Origin of the sequence: Limnohabitans sp. 2KL-17 (assembly GCF_003063415.1) — a bacterium.
Lineage (GTDB): Bacteria > Pseudomonadota > Gammaproteobacteria > Burkholderiales > Burkholderiaceae_C > Limnohabitans_A.
Genome location: NZ_NESK01000009.1, coordinates 100,485 through 118,738, shown reverse-complemented (window position 1 = coordinate 118,738; position 18,254 = coordinate 100,485). Strand labels below are relative to the sequence as shown.

At 58.0% G+C, this 18,254-nt stretch carries 15 protein-coding genes; 6 read left to right on the top strand and 9 right to left on the bottom strand.

The window, feature by feature from the left end; genetic code table 11:
- Window positions 1-186: 186 nt before the first annotated feature.
- Window positions 187-1,407, bottom strand: a complete 1,221-nt coding sequence (locus tag B9Z45_RS06150; RefSeq protein WP_108406341.1) for a peptidoglycan-binding protein — start codon at window positions 1,405-1,407, stop codon at window positions 187-189.
- Window positions 1,408-1,571: 164 nt separating this feature from the next.
- On the opposite strand from B9Z45_RS06150, the gene B9Z45_RS06145 reads away from it, so the two are divergent.
- The 5 genes from B9Z45_RS06145 to B9Z45_RS06125 all read left to right on the top strand — a co-directional run bounded on the left by B9Z45_RS06145 (window position 1,572) and on the right by B9Z45_RS06125 (window position 6,714).
- Window positions 1,572-1,793, top strand: coding sequence for a hypothetical protein (locus tag B9Z45_RS06145; RefSeq protein ID WP_233252095.1), 222 nt, complete (start codon window positions 1,572-1,574; stop codon window positions 1,791-1,793).
- Window positions 1,794-1,983: 190 nt separating this feature from the next.
- Window positions 1,984-4,362 (top strand): hypothetical protein, encoded by a 2,379-nt coding sequence (locus B9Z45_RS06140; RefSeq protein WP_108406340.1) that lies wholly within the window; start codon window positions 1,984-1,986, stop codon window positions 4,360-4,362.
- A gap of 172 nt (window positions 4,363-4,534) precedes the next feature.
- Window positions 4,535-5,224 (top strand): NYN domain-containing protein, encoded by a 690-nt coding sequence (locus B9Z45_RS06135; RefSeq protein ID WP_108406363.1) that lies wholly within the window; start codon window positions 4,535-4,537, stop codon window positions 5,222-5,224.
- A gap of 163 nt (window positions 5,225-5,387) precedes the next feature.
- Window positions 5,388-6,365, top strand: coding sequence for a 2,3,4,5-tetrahydropyridine-2,6-dicarboxylate N-succinyltransferase (dapD, locus tag B9Z45_RS06130; protein WP_108406339.1), 978 nt, complete (start codon window positions 5,388-5,390; stop codon window positions 6,363-6,365).
- 4 nt (window positions 6,366-6,369) lie between these two features.
- Entirely contained in the window at window positions 6,370-6,714 is a 345-nt protein-coding gene (locus tag B9Z45_RS06125) for a hypothetical protein (protein WP_108406338.1), read from the top strand.
- A gap of 17 nt (window positions 6,715-6,731) precedes the next feature.
- Here the strand turns inward: B9Z45_RS06125 and B9Z45_RS06120 are convergent, their stop codons facing one another.
- The 3 genes from B9Z45_RS06120 to B9Z45_RS06110 form a co-directional block, all read right to left on the bottom strand.
- Complete coding sequence (locus B9Z45_RS06120) at window positions 6,732-8,828, bottom strand: acetoacetate--CoA ligase (RefSeq protein ID WP_108406337.1); 2,097 nt, start codon at window positions 8,826-8,828, stop codon at window positions 6,732-6,734.
- A 74-nt stretch (window positions 8,829-8,902) separates the two neighbouring features.
- Complete coding sequence (locus B9Z45_RS06115) at window positions 8,903-9,232, bottom strand: hypothetical protein (RefSeq protein WP_108406336.1); 330 nt, start codon at window positions 9,230-9,232, stop codon at window positions 8,903-8,905.
- Window positions 9,229-9,798 carry a cob(I)yrinic acid a,c-diamide adenosyltransferase gene (locus tag B9Z45_RS06110; RefSeq protein WP_108406362.1) on the bottom strand — a complete coding sequence of 190 codons (570 nt, stop codon included), beginning with the start codon at window positions 9,796-9,798 and terminating at the stop codon, window positions 9,229-9,231. The genes B9Z45_RS06115 and B9Z45_RS06110 overlap by 4 nt, the downstream gene beginning before the upstream one ends.
- Before the next feature lie 155 nt (window positions 9,799-9,953).
- Between B9Z45_RS06110 and B9Z45_RS06105 the strand changes: the two genes are divergently transcribed.
- Window positions 9,954-11,381, top strand: a complete 1,428-nt coding sequence (locus tag B9Z45_RS06105; RefSeq protein ID WP_108406361.1) for an FAD-binding oxidoreductase — start codon at window positions 9,954-9,956, stop codon at window positions 11,379-11,381.
- Window positions 11,382-11,405: 24 nt separating this feature from the next.
- Here B9Z45_RS06105 and B9Z45_RS06100 read toward each other — a convergent pair whose 3' ends face one another.
- The 5 genes from B9Z45_RS06100 to B9Z45_RS06080 all read right to left on the bottom strand — a co-directional run bounded on the left by B9Z45_RS06100 (window position 11,406) and on the right by B9Z45_RS06080 (window position 18,249).
- Complete coding sequence (locus B9Z45_RS06100; RefSeq protein ID WP_108406335.1) at window positions 11,406-13,148, bottom strand: ATP-binding protein; 1,743 nt, start codon at window positions 13,146-13,148, stop codon at window positions 11,406-11,408.
- Window positions 13,145-14,899, bottom strand: a complete 1,755-nt coding sequence (locus B9Z45_RS06095) for an ATP-binding protein (RefSeq protein WP_158270385.1) — start codon at window positions 14,897-14,899, stop codon at window positions 13,145-13,147. The genes B9Z45_RS06100 and B9Z45_RS06095 overlap by 4 nt, the downstream gene beginning before the upstream one ends.
- Before the next feature lie 100 nt (window positions 14,900-14,999).
- Window positions 15,000-16,748: an ATP-binding protein gene (locus tag B9Z45_RS06090; protein WP_108406333.1), complete on the bottom strand. Its 1,749-nt coding sequence runs from the start codon at window positions 16,746-16,748 to the stop codon at window positions 15,000-15,002.
- Window positions 16,749-16,783: 35 nt separating this feature from the next.
- The gene (locus B9Z45_RS06085) at window positions 16,784-17,701 is read right to left on the bottom strand and encodes a ParB/RepB/Spo0J family partition protein (protein ID WP_108406332.1); all 918 of its coding nucleotides are present in this window, start codon (window positions 17,699-17,701) and stop codon (window positions 16,784-16,786) included.
- Window positions 17,702-17,703: 2 nt separating this feature from the next.
- Window positions 17,704-18,249 (bottom strand): alpha/beta hydrolase, encoded by a 546-nt coding sequence (locus tag B9Z45_RS06080; RefSeq protein WP_108406360.1) that lies wholly within the window; start codon window positions 18,247-18,249, stop codon window positions 17,704-17,706.
- Window positions 18,250-18,254 lie beyond the last annotated feature (5 nt).

Genomic DNA, 18,254 nt, shown 5'->3' with positions numbered 1-18,254 from the left:
ATGGGCTTACAAGTGGGCCAAGGCGAACAAAAAACGAAGGGAATATCAGAATGCGAAAGGAAAATCAAAAAAATCAAAACCATGCGGGGCGAAATTGCGCTCGCGAATGGGGTATTTCAGCAGCCTGCTAGGCCATTGTTTTTATGAAGAATCTGGAAATACCCTATGCGACGTCACGGGTTCAAGTTACTCAAGAGGCAACCCGAGCAACTTCAATGTCTCGTATGTCAGCGTGCCGGATGCCACGCCCTTTTGAATTTGATAAGACTCAATGGCATGCATCGTCTTTTTTCCTAATTTGGCGTCTATCGGACCTGCATCAAACCCTTCTTTAAGCAAGGCGGCCTGTAGGTTTCGAATGAGGCTTGGCGAAGAATCCTTTTCACAAACAATTCTGCGCCAGGTTAATTGTGGTGCTGTTGTATAGGTTGTCAAAGCTATTGGGATTGTTTTGGGTTCAACCCTGAGTTTGATTGACTCAGCCTTACGCGCCACCAGCGTGACAGGGACATTGGCGGTTAAAGGGGGGATCTGAATTGGGTCAGCACTTCCGTTCTCTACCAAAACCGTTTTGACGATGCTTTTGTAGACTGCAGGGGTCGTTTTTTCAACAACGGTCTCTTGTTGAGTCACCACCCTTTTCGTCACAGACTTGTACGTCGCTGGGATTTTGACAGCACAAAACGACGGGCTGTTTTGTGGCTTGCCAGCAATTCGAATGCCCGCATTTTTGCATGCTTGCATTTCTACACGTTCAGATTCCGTCATGACCCATTCGATTTGATCTGTGTATACGGCTGGTTGAACGACAAGATGTTTGGTTTCCTCTTTGACCTGCACTTTTTCGATGATTTGTTTGAATTTAGGCTCAAAAACTTTAAACGCCTCATAGCCTTCTTTGACCACAACTTTTTGGGTGCTTGTACTCAGTTCTGGTGGGGTTGTTTTGAAACTGTCGCGCGAGTCTTCAATGGTGACTTCCTGTACAGATTGATCTCTCAGGGGTTTGACAATCATCTGGGCCCAGCATTGATTGGCTTGAACCCTTACGCCTCCCGACTCCAGCGGTTCAGATTGCACGGGTAGCGAAGATGCGTTGTCCATTTTTTGGGCATTCAAAACGGCGTCATCTTCCTGACCAGCATTTGAGGGCTCGGGTGTTTTTTGAACCTGGTTTTGGCTTTTTGTCGGCAAGCGGGCGCGTTGATTATTTTCACCATCATTCTTGCTTTTTTCCTTCAACTTCAACCAGTCTGAGGCTAAGAAGATTTGGGGAGGTTTTAAGGCTTTATTTTGATCGTTAGGCTTTTCACCAATTACCCCGCATGCGCTCAGCCCCAAGCACCAAATGATGACCGTAGGCCAGAAAAACAAAGGCAAATCACGAGCAAGAGTCTTGAGCTTCATTTTGTATTTATATTAAATTAAAAAAATACGGATGCGATACAAAGTATCTTTTAGAAAATTTTTATTAGAAATTAGATTTTAACGCTTGTTCAAGTGCGAAGTATCGCATCCTGGAGGATTGCATTGACGCATAACCGCATCCGCCGTTCATGGCCAGAGAGGTCATGCGTCATTTGATCGACCACCTTTGCGTTACCACAGCAGTCCCCCCGGGAGCCTTGTCAAGATGGCGCGAAGCCACCTGGGCCCGACTGGCCCAAGACCTGGACACGGCGCAACTGGAGCGCATGACCCGCGAAGTGGGCTTGGCCGAAGCCATCGAGCTGGGTGCACAAATTTTGGCGGGGCAGGTGCGCGGGCGGGTGGTGGTGGATGTGAACCGCTGATCAGGCCAACGGCGCGGTCAAGACCAAGCCCTAGCCAAGGGATGACCAAGGGACGACCAAGGGATGTGCGGGTGATGGGCGGGTGATGTGCGCTTGTGTTTTGCAGGACGTACATCAAGTTACATATAAATAATACTTTTTAACTAAAGTACTAAGACAATGCTGAATTATTTGTTCAGTATTGTCCGCCGTGAGCCTCTACACCCAACTGCAAACCGCCAAGAGCGAAGAGGACGTCAAGGACGCTTACATCAAGGCCCTGGGCCTCAAGGGCTACTCCAAAGGCCTGATCGACATTCAGACGCGCGAGATCTGGTTCGAGGCCAAAGACACCGACCGCAACTCCAGCTACGCCATGTTCACGCAGCTGTTGCATTACGTGCAGGTGGCGCTGAACAAAGGCGAGCCGGTACCGCCCTTCCTGGCGGTCATCGACACCGAAAAAGCGGCGATCATGAAAAGCGCCGATGTGCTGCCTTTTCTGGCCAAGAAAACCGTCAAGTGGGGCAAGTCCGCAAGCCAGTTCACGCAAGAAGCGCTGGACGAAATCTCGGCCCACATCGGCACTTATTTTGTGCAGTTCCGCATCAAGACGCACGAAGACGAGTTCATCAGCACCGTCAAAGCGGCGATCAAGTCGGGCGACATCATCCGAACACAGATCACGCCAGACAACCTGAAACAGGTGTTCGACAAATGGGTGGCCATGGTGGGGCGCGAGATCGTGGGCGTGAGCGAAGAAGATTACGCCCTGCTGTTTTTTGCCGACATCATGCACGACGGCACCGTATCCACACACACCAATTTGCCGGCGGAGCTGATGCACAAAAACGACGCACCCGTCTTTTCACTCAAGGGCAAAAATTTTGACCTGGGCAACAAGGAAGGCTATCGCCAGTTTTGGGCCATCTACCACCGCCCGCCCAAATCGGAATACCGCGATTACCTGCTGGAGCGGCGTGACAGCCTGATTCCATACGATGAGCGCAGCTTCAAAGGCGCGTATTACACACCCCTCCATGTGGTGGACAAAGCCTATGACAAGCTGGCCGAAACGCTGGGCGCCCACTGGCAAAAAGACTACATCGTCTGGGACATGTGCTGCGGCGTAGGCAACCTGCAAGTCAAACACAGCAACCCGCGCAACCTCTATATGAGCACGCTGGACCAAGCCGACATCGACGTGATGAAAGCCACCAAGACCTGCGTGTCGGCGCAACGCTTTCAATACGACTATTTGAACGACGACATCACCGAGGAGGGCGAAATTGATTACAGCCTGAGTGACAAGGTGCCTGCAGGGCTGCGCAAAGCGATTACAGAGGGGAAGAAGATTTTGGTGTTGATCAATCCGCCTTATGCGGAGGCGGCGAACTCACAAGGCAATGAAGGCAAAACCGACGTGGCCAAAACGCGCATGGGTGCCTTGATGAACAAGGCCGATTACGGCTATGCGGCGCGTGAATTGTTTGTGCAATTTTTGGCACGAACAGCACAGGAAATGCCCACCGCCACATTGGCGATGTTCAGCACGCTGAAGTACGTGAATGCCCCCAACTTTGAACAATTCCGCGAGAAATGGAATGCCAAACACCTGGGTGGTTTTGTCGTACACAGCAAATCGTTTGACGGATTGAAGGGGGATTTCCCAATAGGATTTTTGGTTTGGAAAACAGATCAGCTTGCCACCGACAAAACGCCTTTGCGCAAAGTGGTGACAGAGGTTCTGAACAAATATGCCAAGCCCATCGGAGAAAAGTCTTTTTACAACCTGCCCAAAAGCAGCTATTTGAATATTTGGATGCCACGGTTGAAAACCGATGCCACCCATATTCCACTCAAAAATGCAGTGCACCCGCAAATTGCCCATGCCAAGGTCACGTCATGGCGATCCGATGCGATTGGTTACTTGCTCAGTAACAGCAATGATTTACAACATGCAGGCACATTAACGGCCTTATTTTCTTCCGTTTGTAGCCAAGGCAACGGCTTTCACATCACCCCTGCGAACCTTGAAAAAGCCACAGTGATTTTTGCAGCGCGGCGCCTCATCAAACCCACCTGGCTCAACGACCGCGATCAATTCCTGCAACCCACCGAGCCGCTCACGGACGAGTTCAAAACCGACTGCCTGTTGTGGATGCTGTTCAACGGCAGCAACCTGACCGCCAGCGCCAACGACCTGGAATGGAACGGCAAAAAGTGGTCCATCGTCAACCACTTCATCCCCTTCACCGAGGCCGAAGTCAACGCCCCCGATCGTTTTGAATCCGACTTCATGGTGCAGTACCTGGCAGACAAGACTTTGTCTGAAGAAGCCACAGCGGTGCTGGATGCCGGGCGCAGCTTGTGGACCACCTACTTTGCCCACACCGATGTGCGCACCGTGCGCGACCAATACAAACTCAACCGCGCCGATGTGGGCTGGTACCAAGTGCGCAACGCCCTGGGCGAGCGCAACAAAAGCGGTGACACCGCCCCCGTCAACTTCAGCCCCTTTGAGGTGGCCTACCAAGCCCTGACCCACAAGCTGCGCCCACAAGTCTTCAGCCTGGGTTTTCTGCGGTGAGGACTGCCATGCACTACCGTGATTTACCGTTATTTCCAATGGTCCACGCGACAAAGTGCAACTCACGCCCTACAATAACTGTTAACAATCCCTTTGCAGTGCCATTCAGTTGGCTCAGCCTAGGGCGAAAAGACCACCTTTCAAGGTGGTCTTTTCACGTCTGGATCACCCATTGACCAGAACCACCATCTACGTGGACGGCTACAACCTGTATTACGCCCGTCTCAAGGGAACGTCCTACAAATGGCTGGACATCATGGCATTGTTTCGTGACCGCATATTGCGGCCACAAGACCCAAATGCCCAGGTTGTCGCCATCAAGTACTTCACAGCGCCCGTCATGGTGCGCTACGCGCGGCACGGGGCAGCATCCACCAATGCGCAGACTCAGTACCTCAGGGCCCTGGAAGCGGGTCCTTCTGGTTGGGTGCAAATCATCAAGGGCTTCCACATTTTTGAGCCCACTTTGTTGCCAGAATTCACTCAAAACGTCCCACCCAGCAAAGAACGCGTATCGCCTGTCTGGATGATTGAAGAAAAACAGACCGACGTGAACATTGCTTTGCATGCTTACCGCGACGCCATTCAAGGCAAAACAGATCAGGTGGTCATTTGCTCTAACGACAGTGACATGAAGCCTGCCTTGCGCATGATTCGTGAGGATGTGCCTGCGGTCAGAATTGGCCTGGTCATGCCTCTCAAAGAAGACAGCTCTCCCAGCAGGGTGCACCCGAACAAGCGATTAACCGAGCTTGCGCACTGGGTTCGGCGGCATATCAGAGATGAAGAACTTATTCAGTCCCAGCTCCCCCCAAACGTCCCGACGAAGAGAAAGCCAGCCAGCAAGCCTGCACATTGGTGATCAAACTCCGGATGCCAGCCGTAGTGCCCACACATTCCGTCTTTTTCGATGAACTCATGGCATTCATTGAACCAGGTCGTGCCGACCCTCGCCATCCCCGATAATCTCGCCATCAGATTTACCAGCCCTCATTCCCTGAGGGCTTTCATTTTCGGAGCACCCCATGAGCACCTACCAAACCACCGGCGCACGCGCCACCGGCCTCGCGACCCTCGCCGCTGACGGCACCGTGCTGGACACCTGGTTCCCCGCCCCTGAACTGGCGGGCGACGTGGCCGCCAGCGGCAGCACCCGCCTGACCGAAGCCGAGGCTGTGGCCGCTCTGGGCGCTGATGCCGCCAAAGCACTGACCGCCTGCAGCGTGCGCGGCACCACCGTGGTGGCCGTGCGCACCGAGATCAAAAGCCTGGCCGACGCGCCCGCTGACACACACGACGCTTACCTGCGCCTGCACCTGCTGAGCCACCGTCTGGTGTTGCCGCATGGCGCCAACATGACCGGTATTTTTGGCCTGCTGGCCAACGTGGCCTGGACCAACTTTGGCCCCTGCGCCGTGAGCGAAGTGCCTGCCGCCCGCATGAAGGCGCGTGCCACCGGTCGCCTGCTGGAGATCAAAGGCGTGGACAAGTTCCCGCAGATGACCGACTACGTTGTGCCGTCGGGCGTGCGCATCGCCAACGCCGACCGCGTGCGCCTGGGCGCGCACCTGGCCAGCGGCACCACGGTCATGCACGAAGGTTTTTGCAACTTCAACGCCGGCACCCTGGGTGCCAGCATGGTCGAAGGCCGCATCAGTGCCGGTGTGGTGGTGGACGACGCCAGCGACATCGGCGGCAGCGCGTCCATCATGGGCACCCTGTCTGGGGGTGGCAAAGAAGTGATCCAAGTGGGCAAGCGTTGCCTGCTGGGTGCGAACGCCGGCATCGGCATCTCGCTGGGCGACGACTGCATCGTCGAGGCCGGTTGCTACATCACCGGCGGCAGCCGCGTGCAACTGCCCGACGGCAGCGTGATCAAGGCCAAAGAGCTGTCCGGCAAAAACGGCATCTTGTTCCGCCGCGATTCACAGTCTGGCGCTTTGCACGCCATCCCGCGCAACAAGAGCTGGGGCGAGTTGAACGCCGAGTTGCACAAGAACTGAAGCCATGGCAAAGCGTCCAGCACTCAACTTGAAGTGGGCCGTCATCGCCGTTTTGGGCCTGCCCTTGGTGATGGCGCTTTTGCGCCTGCTGTGGCCGGACATTTCCTGGGGTTTCCTGTTTCTGTTTGGCCTGCAGGTGATGTTGTTGTTAGCCACGCTGCAATTGGTGGCGACCAGCATTTGGCAACCCACAAGCCGCTGGAAGTTGCCCGGCAAGGGGGCTGATGCACCCCGCCGCATCTTTGTCAAAAAAGGGGCGTTGGTGAGGGCTTTGAGCGCTGTGCCGCAACGTGTCAAAGCGGTGGTTCAAGCCCCCGTTTTGCGGCTGTTGAAACGCAAAGCGCCCTGAGTTGTTGACCGGGGCCTTCAGGCCCTGGCCAAATGCCGTTGGGCCAAATCCACATACCAATCCAGACACCCCGGATTGGCCATCGCGTCCTTATTGACCACTTTTTCGAGCGGTTGGCCGAGCATGAGTTTCTTGATCGGCAACTCCTGCTTTTTGCCGGACAAGGTGCGTGGAATCTCGGCCACCAAAAAGATTTCATTGGGAATAAAGCGCGGGCTGAGCGCCACTTTGATGGCATTGTTCAGTCGGGCCTTGAGGGCGTCGTCAAACACCGTGCCGGGGCGCAGCACCACAAACAGCGGCATGTAGCTTTCGCGGCCCAAGTACTCCAGATCGACCACCATCGAGTCCATGACTTCGGGCAGCGCTTCAACGGCGCTGTACAGCTCGCTGGTGCCCATGCGCAAGCCATGGCGGTTGATGGTGGCGTCACTGCGCCCAAAGATCACGCAGCCTTCGCCTTGGCCTTGTTCGTTGCCAATGCGCAGCCAGTCACCATGTCGCCAGACGCCGCCCATGCTGGCCGGGCCATCGCCGCCGCCAGGCTTTCGGCCGTGGCCTGCCGGGTACATCTCGAAATAGCTGCTGAGGTAACGGGCGTTGCCCTGGTCGCCCCAAAAGAACAAGGGCATGGACGGAATCGGTTGTGTGCAGACCAGCTCACCCACCTCGCCCTGGACGGGCTCGCCCGCTTCGTTCCATGACTCGACAGCGGCGCCCAACATGCGGCACTGCATGACGCCCGCCTCTTGCGGCAGCTCGCGGTGTCCGCCCACAAAGGCGCCCGCAAAGTCGGTGCCGCCCGAAAGATTGCACCACCAGATGTCGGTGCCGATGTTTTTGAATTGTTCAGTGCCCCAGATTTGCGTTTCGGGTGACAAGGGCGAGCCGGTGGTGCCCAGTGCACGCACCCCCGACAGGTCGCCGCAGCGGGCAATGTCCAGTCCGGCTTTTTGGCAATTGGCGAAAAAGGCGGCGCCAGCACCAAAAAAGGTGACCTTTTCTTCGGCCGCCATGCGCCACAGGATGCCCCAGTCGGGGTTGTCTTTGCTGCCGCCGGGGTTGCCGTCGTAGATCACGCAGGTCACGCCATTGAGCAGGCCCGCCACCTGCGCGTTCCACATGACCCAGCCGGTGGAGCTGTACCAATGAAAGCGTTCGCCCCAGCTGTTGGGCTGGTAGCTGCAGCCCACGTCGTTGTGCAGGATCTTGTTGGCCAGGGCCACGATGACGGTGCCGCCATGGCCGTGCACGATGGGCTTGGGCAGGCCGGTGGTGCCGCTGGAATAAACGATCCACAAAGGGTGGTCAAACGGCAACCACATGGGCTCGAAGGCCTCTACGTCTGCATCGTTGCGTGCCGTGATGGTGGCCATTTGCACGCTGGCTGCCACGTCGCAGTTGGCCAGGTCGAGTGTCCCCAGGTTCTCGTGGACGATGACGTGTTGCACGGTGGGCAGCGCGTCTTTCAGTTCCTGCACCACGCTCATGCGGTCGAAGTCACGGCCACCATAGCTCACGCCGTCGACTGCAATCAGCACCTTGGGCTCGATCTGCCTGAACCGGTCGAGCACGGCATGCGTGCCCATATCGGGCGCGCAAATGCTCCAGACGCCACCAATGCTGACCGTGGCCAGAAAAGCCACCATGGCTTCAGGAATGTTGGGCAAATAGGCCGCTACGCGGTCACCGGGCTGCACGCCCTGGGCTTGCAAGTGCAAGGCCATGGCAGCGACTTGGCGGCGCAACTCGGGCCAGCTCATTTCTCGGCGCAGGCCTTTTTCATTCAGGCTGATGACCGCTAAAAACCCGGCCTCGTGCGCGGGTTTGGCGTGGCGCAGCACCTGGTGCGCGTAATTGGTCTTGGCACCCGGAAACCACTTGGCACCCGGCATGACGTTGTTGGCCAGCACGGCGGTGTAAGGCGTGATGGACTCGAACTGGAAATAATCCCAAATGCTTTGCCAAAATGCGTCCAGGTCGGTCACCGACCATCGCCACAGCTCGTCGTAGGTGGCGAAACTCAGGCCACGCTGGTCACGCAGCCAGTTTTGGTACAGCCGGATTTGCGGCACGTAGGGGGCGGTCGTACGGGTCAAGGTTTCGGTGTTCATCTGGGACAGCGTAGCAGTGGGCGCACACCGGTGTCACGCCGAAAACCCTCAAAACATGCACCTACGCGACAGCCTCAGGGTGCAACGACTTCACAGCGCCCCTGGCCAGAAGCCAGCCCACGAAAGTCGCTGGTCCACTGCGCCTGGCGCAGGTCAATCTGGATGCGTTCGTTGTCCAGCGCCGTGGAAACGCCCAGGGGGTTGACGGAAAAGCTGTATGGCGACACGCCATCAATGCGCAGAGCACGAATGGTTTTTCGATCCCAGTCCACCTGCACCTCACGCACCCATGTGCTGCGTGCGGGCATGTAGGACACGGCGCACGACAAAGTCACCGTCTGGGTGGCTGCATGTGTCTGGCCAACCCACAAAGCCGCCATCGCGATGAGGCGCAGGCAGCTCATGCTGGCTTGGGGTCTTTGTTCATGCGCGCGCTCTTCCAGTACACGTCGTCGCCGCCATTCATGCGGTTGAGCACGCGGGCCAGCACGAACATCAGGTCGGACAGGCGGTTGAGGTATTGGCGCGGTGTTTCGTTGATGGCTTCTTCATTGCCCAAGGCGACGCAAGCGCGCTCGGCACGGCGTGCCACGGTACGGCACACGTGGGCTTGCGATGCGCCGCGTGTGCCGGCGGGCAAGATGAATTCTTCGAGTTTGGGCAGCTGCTCGTTGTAGGTGGCCAGGGCGGCATCCAGTGCCACTACGGCTTCATTTTTGAGCAACTCAAAGCCGGGAATGGACAGCTCACCGCCCAGGTTGAACAACTGGTGCTGCACTTCAACCAGCACATCGCGGACGCCCTGCGGCATGTCTTCGCAAAGCAGCAGGCCAATGTGCGAGTTCAGTTCGTCCACTTCGCCCATGGCGTGCACGCGCAAGCTGTTTTTCGACACGCGCTGGTTGTTGCCCAGGCCGGTGGTGCCGTTGTCACCGGTGCGGGTGGCGATTTGTGTGAGTCGGTTGCCCATGGAGATGTCCTTGTTTTGCAGCGCACATTGTGTCTTCAGATTGTCGGCCAAGTCCCGCTGACTTGTCTGACACCGGACAGCAAGCCCCGGATTTGGGGCGTAAACTGCGATTTCTAATGCTTGGCGGGCTCGACCTGTCACCACCGGAGACACCCATGAACGCCCCCACCGCCGCCGCCCACCTGGCCCCCGCCGTCGCTCAGCGCGAAGTGCCCGAGGCCTTTTTGGCCGCCCTCAAGGCCCGCTTCAAAGACAACTGCTCCACCGCCCTGGTCGTGCGCGAGCAACATGGCCGCGACGAATCGGCCTTCACGCATGTGCCACCACCCGCTGCCGTGGTGTTTGCAGAATCCACACAAGATGTGGCCGATGCGGTCAAGTTGTGCGCCCAATACAAAGTGCCTGTGATTCCCTTTGGCGTGGGCTCATCGCTTGAAGGCCATCTGCTGGCCGTGCAAGGCGGTATCAGCATCGACCTGATGCGCATGAACAAGGTCGTGTCCATCAACGCCGAAGACCTGACCGTGACTGTGCAGCCCGGCGTGACACGCAAACAACTGAACGAAGAGATCAAGTCGACCGGCCTGTTCTTTCCGATCGACCCGGGTGCCGATGCCACGATCGGCGGCATGAGCGCCACCCGCGCCAGTGGCACCAACGCCGTGCGCTACGGCACCATGCGAGAAAACGTGCTGGCCATGGAGGTGGTGACCGCCGCTGGCGAAATCATCCGCACCGGCACCCGTGCCAAAAAATCCAGCGCCGGCTACGACCTGACGCGCCTGATGGTGGGCAGCGAGGGCACCCTGGGGGTGATCACAGAAATCACGGTCCGCCTGTACCCCTTGCCCGAGGCCGTTTCTGCCGCCATCTGCTCCTTTCCGAGCATCGAAGCGGCGGTGCGCAGCGTCATCCAGACCATTCAGCTGGGCGTGCCAATCGCGCGTGTCGAGTTGATCGACCACAACGCCGTTCGCATGGTCAACGCCTACGCCAAGCTGGGCCTGCGCGAAGAACCCTTGCTGTTGATGGAGTTTCACGGCTCGCCTGCGGGCGTGAAAGAGCAAGCCGAAACGGTACAAGAGATCGCCAGCGACATGGGTGGCAACGCTTTCGAGTGGGCCACGACCCCGGAAGAACGCACGCGCCTGTGGACTGCACGGCACAACGCCTACTTTGCCGCCATTCAAAGCAAGCCTGGCTGCCGCGCCATCAGCACCGACACCTGCGTGCCCATCAGCAAGTTGGCCGACTGCCTGCTCGACTCGATCACCGAGACCGATGCCAGTGGCTTGCCCTACTTTTTAGTGGGCCATGTGGGAGATGGCAATTTCCACTTCGGCTACCTGATCGACCCGAACAACCCCGAAGAGATTGCCAAGGCAGAAGGACTGAACCACAAGCTGGTGTCTCGCGCCCTGCGTCTGGGCGGCACCTGCACTGGCGAGCACGGCATTGGCCTGCACAAGATGGACTTTTTGCGCACCGAAACGGGCGAAGGCGCCATTGACATGATGCGCACCATCAAGCGCGCACTGGACCCGGACAACATCATGAACCCGGGCAAAATCTTCGCGATGTGAGTGACGATTTGCGTGGCGATGTGCTCAGGTCGGCAGGACCAACAGCCGCCGTACCTCGCTGTGCAGCTGCGCCAGATCGAAGGGCTTGAGCAATAGCCCATTCAAGCCTGATTGTTTGAATCGTGCCAAGTCTTGCGCATTGACGTTGGCCGTCAAACCCAACACCGGCGTTGCGCGGACCCCAGGCAGGTGGCTTTGCCGGATAAGGCGTGTGGCCTCGATCCCGTCCATCACCGGCATCACCATGTCCATCAGCACCAGGTCATAACGCGTCCCTGCCTGCAGGGCTTGCACAGCTTTTGAGCCGTCATCGCATTCGTCCACCACACTGCCAGGCCATTGCCGCATCAACACCTGACTGGCCAGCAGCCTGTTGACCCGATGGTCATCCACCACCAAGAACTTCAGCGCCCGTTCGGTCAGCTGCTGCGCCAGGCCTGGCGGAGACATCGCTGGTGTCGGGGCCTGTTCACCCTGCATGGGCAACCAGAACCAAAACCGCGAACCCGCACCCTCGTCGCTTTCCAGCTGCAACTGCCCGCCCAGCATCTGCACCAGCCGCTGACTGATCGTCAGGCCCAGTCCACTGCCCCCGTACCGGCTTTGTATGCTCGCATCCGCCTGGCTGAAACGCTCAAAAATCTTTTGCTGCTGGTCACTCGCAATGCCAATGCCCGTGTCCTGGATCGCAAACTCCACCCCCCCGTTCAGCGCCCGCACCTGCAGCGTCACCCCGCCCTGGTGTGTGAACTTGATCGCGTTGCCCAGCAAGTTCACCAGCACCTGCATCAGCCGGTGCCGGTCCGTGCTTACCCACTCGGGCACATCCGCCCCGATCTCACACGTGTAGCGCAAGGTCGTGTTTTCTATCTTGGGCTGAAACAGCTCGAACGCCGATCGCACCGTCTGCCGCAACGCAAACCTCTCCACACGCGCACTGATCTGACCCGTGTTGAACTGCGAGTAATCGAGCACGTCGTTGATCACCGTCATCAGGTGATCCGCCGACTGGCGCGTGTAGGCCAGCACCTTGCTCGCCTGCGGTTTGTCTTTGACACGCTCGAGCAAAACGCTGTTCAGGCCCAAAATCGCATTCATGGGCGTTCGCAACTCATGGCTCACCGAAGCGATGAAATGCTCTTGCATCTGCTGTGCATGTTCGAGTTGCACTTGCTTGGCTTGCAGGCTGACTGTCTTTTGGTGTTTGAGCCTCAACTGCTGTGCGCTCATCAGTTCGTACAACCAGGGCACCATCATCAAGATGACTGTGGCCAGCGCATAACTCAAAACAGATGCTGTGGCATAGCTTTGTGCAAAAACAAATGGGGCATTAAAAATATGCGAGATGGTCCAAACGGCCATGGCACACACCGCCAGCAGTGTCACGGCCAGCCAATACAAGGCTACTTTCAGACCAAAATTGTAAAAAACGGCAATGGGCAACAAGGACAGCCAGACCATTCTGGGCGAGTAGATACCGCCCGAAGCCATGCTGACAATCACAATGTGTGCAACCGCAACAGTTGCACCCACACTCAGGCCCAGAAAAACAGACATCCCCAGATAAATGCAGGTCAGCATCGCCAGGGAAACAGCGCCAAAGACCATCAGACTGTTGATGGAGTGCTGATAAGGGTTCGCGATGGCAATGGTAAAAATCACACCCAGCGTGATCAAGCCAAGCAGCAAAACAAACATCGGCTTTCCCTGCTGGTGCCGCTGACTCATCCGCTCCTGGATGCCTGTAATGAGCTTGTGCAGCTTCATGTCTGGCCTCGTGGCTTTATCGGTAAATGCGCCACCAGGGCCTGGACATTTTGGTACAAACGCGCCACTTCGAAGGGTTTGAGCAGCAGTCCGTTCAGTCCGGCTTGCTCAAATCGCACCAAGTCGCCCGCGTTCACATTGGCCGTGAGGCCCAGCACCGGGGTCTGGCGAGTGCGCGCATCAGCGCTTGCCCGCATCGCCGCTGTGGCCTCGATCCCGTCCATTACCGGCATCACCATGTCCATCAGCACCAGGTCAAAGCCTTGTCGCGCCAAGCACGCCAGCGCCTGCTGCCCGTCTCCCGCCTCCTGTATGTCCGCCATGGGCCAATGCTGTTGCAGTAACTGCCGAGCCAGCAAGCGGTTGACCGGGTGGTCGTCCACCACCAACATGCTCAGCGCCCGGTCCTGATGCTGGCGGTCAACGCCAGCATCCACAACCACCCGTTCCGGCTCAGGCTCTGAGCCCAGCGGCAACCAGAACCAAAACCGCGAACCAGCCCCCTCATGGCTTTCCAGCTGCAACTGCCCGCCCAGCATCTGCACCAGCCGCTGACTGATCGTCAGGCCCAGTCCACTGCCCCCGTACCGGCTTTGTATGCTCGCATCCGCCTGGCTGAAACGCTCAAAAATCTTTTGCTGCTGGTCACTCGCAATGCCAATGCCCGTGTCCTGGATCGCAAACTCCACCCCCCCGTTCAGCGCCCGCACCTGCAGCGTCACCCCGCCCTGGTGTGTGAACTTGATCGCGTTGCCCAGCAAGTTCACCAGCACCTGCATCAGCCGGTGCCGGTCCGTGCTTACCCACTCGGGCACATCCGCCCCGATCTCACACGTGTAGCGCAAGGTCGTGTTTTCTATCTTGGGCTGAAACAGCTCGAACGCCGATCGCACCGTCTGCCGCAACGCAAACCTCTCCACACGCGCACTGATCTGACCCGTGTTGAACTGCGAGTAATCGAGCACGTCGTTGATCACCGTCATCAGGTGATCCGCCGACTGGCGCGTGTAGGCCAGCACCTTGCTCGCCTGCGGTTTGTCCTTGACCCGGTCCAGCAACAAGTTGTTCAAGCCCAAAATGGCGTTCATAGGCGTGCGCAACTCGTGGCTGACCGAGGCAATGAAGTGCTCCTGCCCCTGCTGCGCGTGCTCCAGCTCCACCTGCTTGGCTTGCAAATCGAGCTGGTGCTGCCGGCTCTGGGTCAGGGCCTCTTCGTAGCTCTTGCTGTAAATCCAGGGCACCACAGTGATGCCGATTGCAGCGAGAAAATATTCCGACAACGAGGTGGGTGCCTGCAAAACGCCGAATGCTCTGAATGCCTCTGCACCTTGCCCCGCGCTAAAAAGCACCACAACCCCCATGCTGGCGACCGCAACCAGTGTCCAACGCAGTGCTGCAGCGCGGCCATGGATATGAAATTGCGACAATGGCATGAGCGCCAACCAAGCCAGTGAACTGGCGTAAATATGATTGCTCAGAAAGGCCCCCCCCGTCAAATGGACCAGCGCCAACATACAGCCTATGCGCACGGTCTGTTCTGCGGACGCCCCCTTTAGGAAGCGCCAAAAAAGCACCAGCAGAACCAGTGTCGTGACCAGGCATTGCACACGTACGCTCTGATGCGGGCTTGAGATAGAGGAGGCCACTGTGGCCATACCACACAATACGATCACCCCGCCCAGATAAAGGCGCCGGTCATCCTGCAGGTGTACTGGTAGCAAGGCTTGTAGCCTTTTGAAGGTCATGTCCATTGGGACGTCCTTGCGTTTGCCCGATAGGCCATCTTGCCCCGAGGCCGTACTAGGCGGCGCCCGCTCACTGTCCATCCGCCATTCAGGTGTGTGGCCATGTTCAACCCCTTGGGTTTTGGCCGGTGTGCGGGATCAGTCGGTCCACGGTTTCCTTGACCGTCTTGCTGTCGATGGGTTTGGCCAGCACCTCGTTCATGCCCGCATGCAGGCACCGCTCACGGTCACGCGCGTTTGTGTTGGCCGTCAGGCCAATCACCGGCAGGCTGGCCACCTCGGCCCGCGCATGCGCACGCAAACGGCGCGTGGCCTCCATGCCGTCCAGCTCCGGCATGATCATGTCCATCAGCACCAGGTCAAAGCTCTGGCTGTCGAGCAAGGCCAAGGCTTCTTCTCCCCCGGCGGCGCTGGTCACACTGGCGTCAGGCCAGCATTTGTTGAGCACCAGACGCGCCACCATGAGGTTAACGGCGTTGTCATCCACCAGCAAGAAGCGCAAAGCGGCGTTCGACGTGCGCGTGGAAATACTCTCGTTGGCTAGCTTGGGCGCATCGCTTGTCTTAAGGGGCAGCTCAAACCAGAAAAGCGCGCCTTGACCTGGCGTACTGTTAACGCCAATTCGGCCCCCCTGCAAAAACGCCAGCTGTTCGCAAATGGCCAGGCCCAGGCCGGTGCCTCCATACGCACGCTTGGTCTGAATATCGGCATGCTCGAAGCGCTTGAACACCTGCTCTTGGCGTTCAAGCGGGATACCGCGCCCCGTGTCCTCTACCTCAAAGCGAACCCAGCCTTCCTGATGTTTTGCCCGAACATGAATCTGTCCCTGGTGGGTGAACTTGACCGCATTGTCAAGCAGGTTGCTCAGCATTTGCCTCAGTCGCTGCCCGTCTGCCATCACCCAGTCGGGCAACGCCGGATCGACATTCCAGTGGAGCACCACGGATTTTTCCTGTGCTTTTTGTGCAAAGGGTTCGATCACATGGTGCAGGGCTTCCTTAAGGTGCACAGGCTGCTCAAGCAATTTCAGTTGTCCCGCCTCGAGTTGCGAAAAATCCAAGATGTCGCTGACGAGGCGAAGCAATTGCTCGGTGGACTCGCGGATGTGCTCTGCAATTTCCAAGTTTTCCGGCTGATCCGCCAACTCGGCCTGCAGCACGCCGTTCAAGCCAAGGATGGCGTTCATGGGTGTTCTCAATTCATGGCCCACGGAGGCAATGAATTCGTCTTTGTGGGACTGGGCCAGGATGAGGGCCTTTTGCGTGGCCTCCAAGTCGGCGTTGCCCTGCTCAACCTCGTCCATCTGGCGCTGGTGCATGCGGTCATAGAAGTTCACGATCAGCATCAGGCTCACGATCACCAACACCTTGTCCAGCAAGGCCCACAGAATGGTGTCGGGCGATTGGTCGACCTCGCCACTGATCCAGCCCTGCATGACGGCCACGAACTGCAGCAAAATGACCAGCAAAACAACGCCCACCCACCCCAGGGCCCAGCGGCGACCCAGCAGCAGCAAGGCTGGCACGGCCAGAATGGTCATCCAGACCATGGCGGGAGAATTGATACCCCCCGTATTGGCGGCGATGTAGCTCATCAGGAGGACCGCAGTGAGCAGCGCCAGATTGCTCAGCAGCGTATAGGCCCTGTGATATGGCACAAAAAGGCCTAGAGCAAAATAAAAACCCGCGGCCACCAGGTTGGCCATGTGGTTGTACCCCGGCTGAGGTACGAAGTAAAACAACAGTGAGTTGGCACCAGCCCCCAGCAGGCAACACAGCAAAAGCCAATGACGTTGGGAGTAAACCGAAACGACGGCAAAATTCAAAAAGGACAATGGCCCGCGGCTTGTATTCATACACTGCTTTCTCCCGAGTTAGCACCCGGGCGGGTTCAGGACCGCAATTTTTCGATCAGGCCATTGAGTTCTTCTAAAGAACCAAACTGTATGCTGATTTCACCCATTTCTTCTACTCTTCCGTTTCTTTTGACACGTTTTTTTATTCTTACTTCGACTTCGGCGGTCAACAAATCGGACAGCTCTTCTTCCACCCGCCGGATGTCCCGCGACTTGTCTTTTTTGGTTTTTTGGGTGACCAGGTTGAACTCTGCACCCAGCTTTTTGGCCAGGCTTTCGGCCTCTCGCACCGACAGCTTTTTGGCCGCTATCTGGTTGGCCGCGGTGATTTGCGCCGCCTTGTCCAAAGACAGCAAGGCCCGGGCATGGCCCATGTCCAGATCGCCCGCCATCAACATGGTTTGCACCGGCTCGGCCAGGTTCAGCAAGCGCAACAGGTTGCTGGCCGCACTGCGCGAACGGCCCACGGCCTGTGCTGCGGTTTCATGCGTGAGGCCGAACTCGCGAATCAGGCGTTGCAAGCCCTGGGCTTCTTCGAGGGGATTGAGGTCTTCGCGCTGAATGTTCTCAATCAAGGCCATGGCTGCGGCCGCTTCGTTGGGCACGTCGCGCACCAGTACAGGCACGCTTTCCAGACCCGCCAACCTGGAGGCCCGGAACCGGCGTTCGCCCGCAATGATCTCGTATTTGCCAGCGTTTTCTCCCTCGTTCAGGCGGCGCACCAAGATGGGCTGCATGATGCCCTGCGCCTTGATGGACTCGGCCAGCTCGTACAAAGCGCCTTCGTCCATGCGGGTGCGTGGCTGGTACACGCCTGGCACCATCTGGTCGAGCCGAAGCTGAGTGGGCACCCCTGTTTCAGCCACCACAACTGCGGCGGGTGCGTCTTGCACTTTGGGGCCCAGCAGGGCTTCGAGTCCGCGGCCAAGGCCTTTGGGTTTTTTGGTGACCATGGTCAATCCTTCCAGAGAGTTTGCAAAAGCGCATGGCCTGCAGGCCAGCCGCCCAGAGATGATTGCGCGTTGATGTGCCCGGCAGCGCCCAAATCAACCCACTGGGCGCCCCAGTCTTTGGCCAAATCATGGGCCACCTTGGCCGAGCAATACGGGTCATTTTGGCTGCCCACCAGAATGCTTTTAAACGGCAAGGCTTGGCGCACGATGGGTGACCAGCCAGGCAGTCGGTCATTCAGCTCGAGGTCTTCGGTGTTGCCTGGCGCGACCAGCAAAGCCCCGCGCACCCGGGCGGTGTGCCGAGATACCGCGGCCCAGGCCGCCACCAGCACACAACCCAAGCTGTGTGCGGCCAAAACCACCGGGCCAGGCGCATCGATGATGGCTTCGTCCAGGCGCGCCAGCCAGTCGCCCCGCAACGGTCGCATCCAGTCGCTTTGCTCGACCACGGCATGGCCATGCAACCGGGCCCAATGCCATTGCCAATGGCCCGGGCCGCTGCCTTGCCAGCCCGGCAAAATCAGCACAGTGGGCTCAGGGTGACGCATCAGTT

What these genes read in the sequence shown, in the direction of transcription:
- B9Z45_RS06090 (WP_108406333.1), bottom strand. Translation starts at nt 16,748, where the DNA reads ATGAATACAAGCCGCGGGCCATTGTCCTTTTTGAATTTTGCCGTCGTT.
- B9Z45_RS06105 (WP_108406361.1), top strand. Translation starts at nt 9,954, where the DNA reads ATGAACGCCCCCACCGCCGCCGCCCACCTGGCCCCCGCCGTCGCTCAG.
- B9Z45_RS06120 (WP_108406337.1), bottom strand. Translation starts at nt 8,828, where the DNA reads ATGAACACCGAAACCTTGACCCGTACGACCGCCCCCTACGTGCCGCAA.
- B9Z45_RS06085 (WP_108406332.1), bottom strand. Translation starts at nt 17,701, where the DNA reads ATGGTCACCAAAAAACCCAAAGGCCTTGGCCGCGGACTCGAAGCCCTG.
- B9Z45_RS06095 (WP_158270385.1), bottom strand. Translation starts at nt 14,899, where the DNA reads ATGGACATGACCTTCAAAAGGCTACAAGCCTTGCTACCAGTACACCTG.
- B9Z45_RS06100 (WP_108406335.1), bottom strand. Translation starts at nt 13,148, where the DNA reads ATGAAGCTGCACAAGCTCATTACAGGCATCCAGGAGCGGATGAGTCAG.
- B9Z45_RS06150 (WP_108406341.1), bottom strand. Translation starts at nt 1,407, where the DNA reads ATGAAGCTCAAGACTCTTGCTCGTGATTTGCCTTTGTTTTTCTGGCCT.
- B9Z45_RS06145 (WP_233252095.1), top strand. Translation starts at nt 1,572, where the DNA reads ATGCGTCATTTGATCGACCACCTTTGCGTTACCACAGCAGTCCCCCCG.
- B9Z45_RS06110 (WP_108406362.1), bottom strand. Translation starts at nt 9,798, where the DNA reads ATGGGCAACCGACTCACACAAATCGCCACCCGCACCGGTGACAACGGC.
- B9Z45_RS06115 (WP_108406336.1), bottom strand. Translation starts at nt 9,232, where the DNA reads ATGAGCTGCCTGCGCCTCATCGCGATGGCGGCTTTGTGGGTTGGCCAG.
- B9Z45_RS06125 (WP_108406338.1), top strand. Translation starts at nt 6,370, where the DNA reads ATGGCAAAGCGTCCAGCACTCAACTTGAAGTGGGCCGTCATCGCCGTT.
- dapD (WP_108406339.1), top strand. Translation starts at nt 5,388, where the DNA reads ATGAGCACCTACCAAACCACCGGCGCACGCGCCACCGGCCTCGCGACC.
- B9Z45_RS06080 (WP_108406360.1), bottom strand. Translation starts at nt 18,249, where the DNA reads ATGCGTCACCCTGAGCCCACTGTGCTGATTTTGCCGGGCTGGCAAGGC.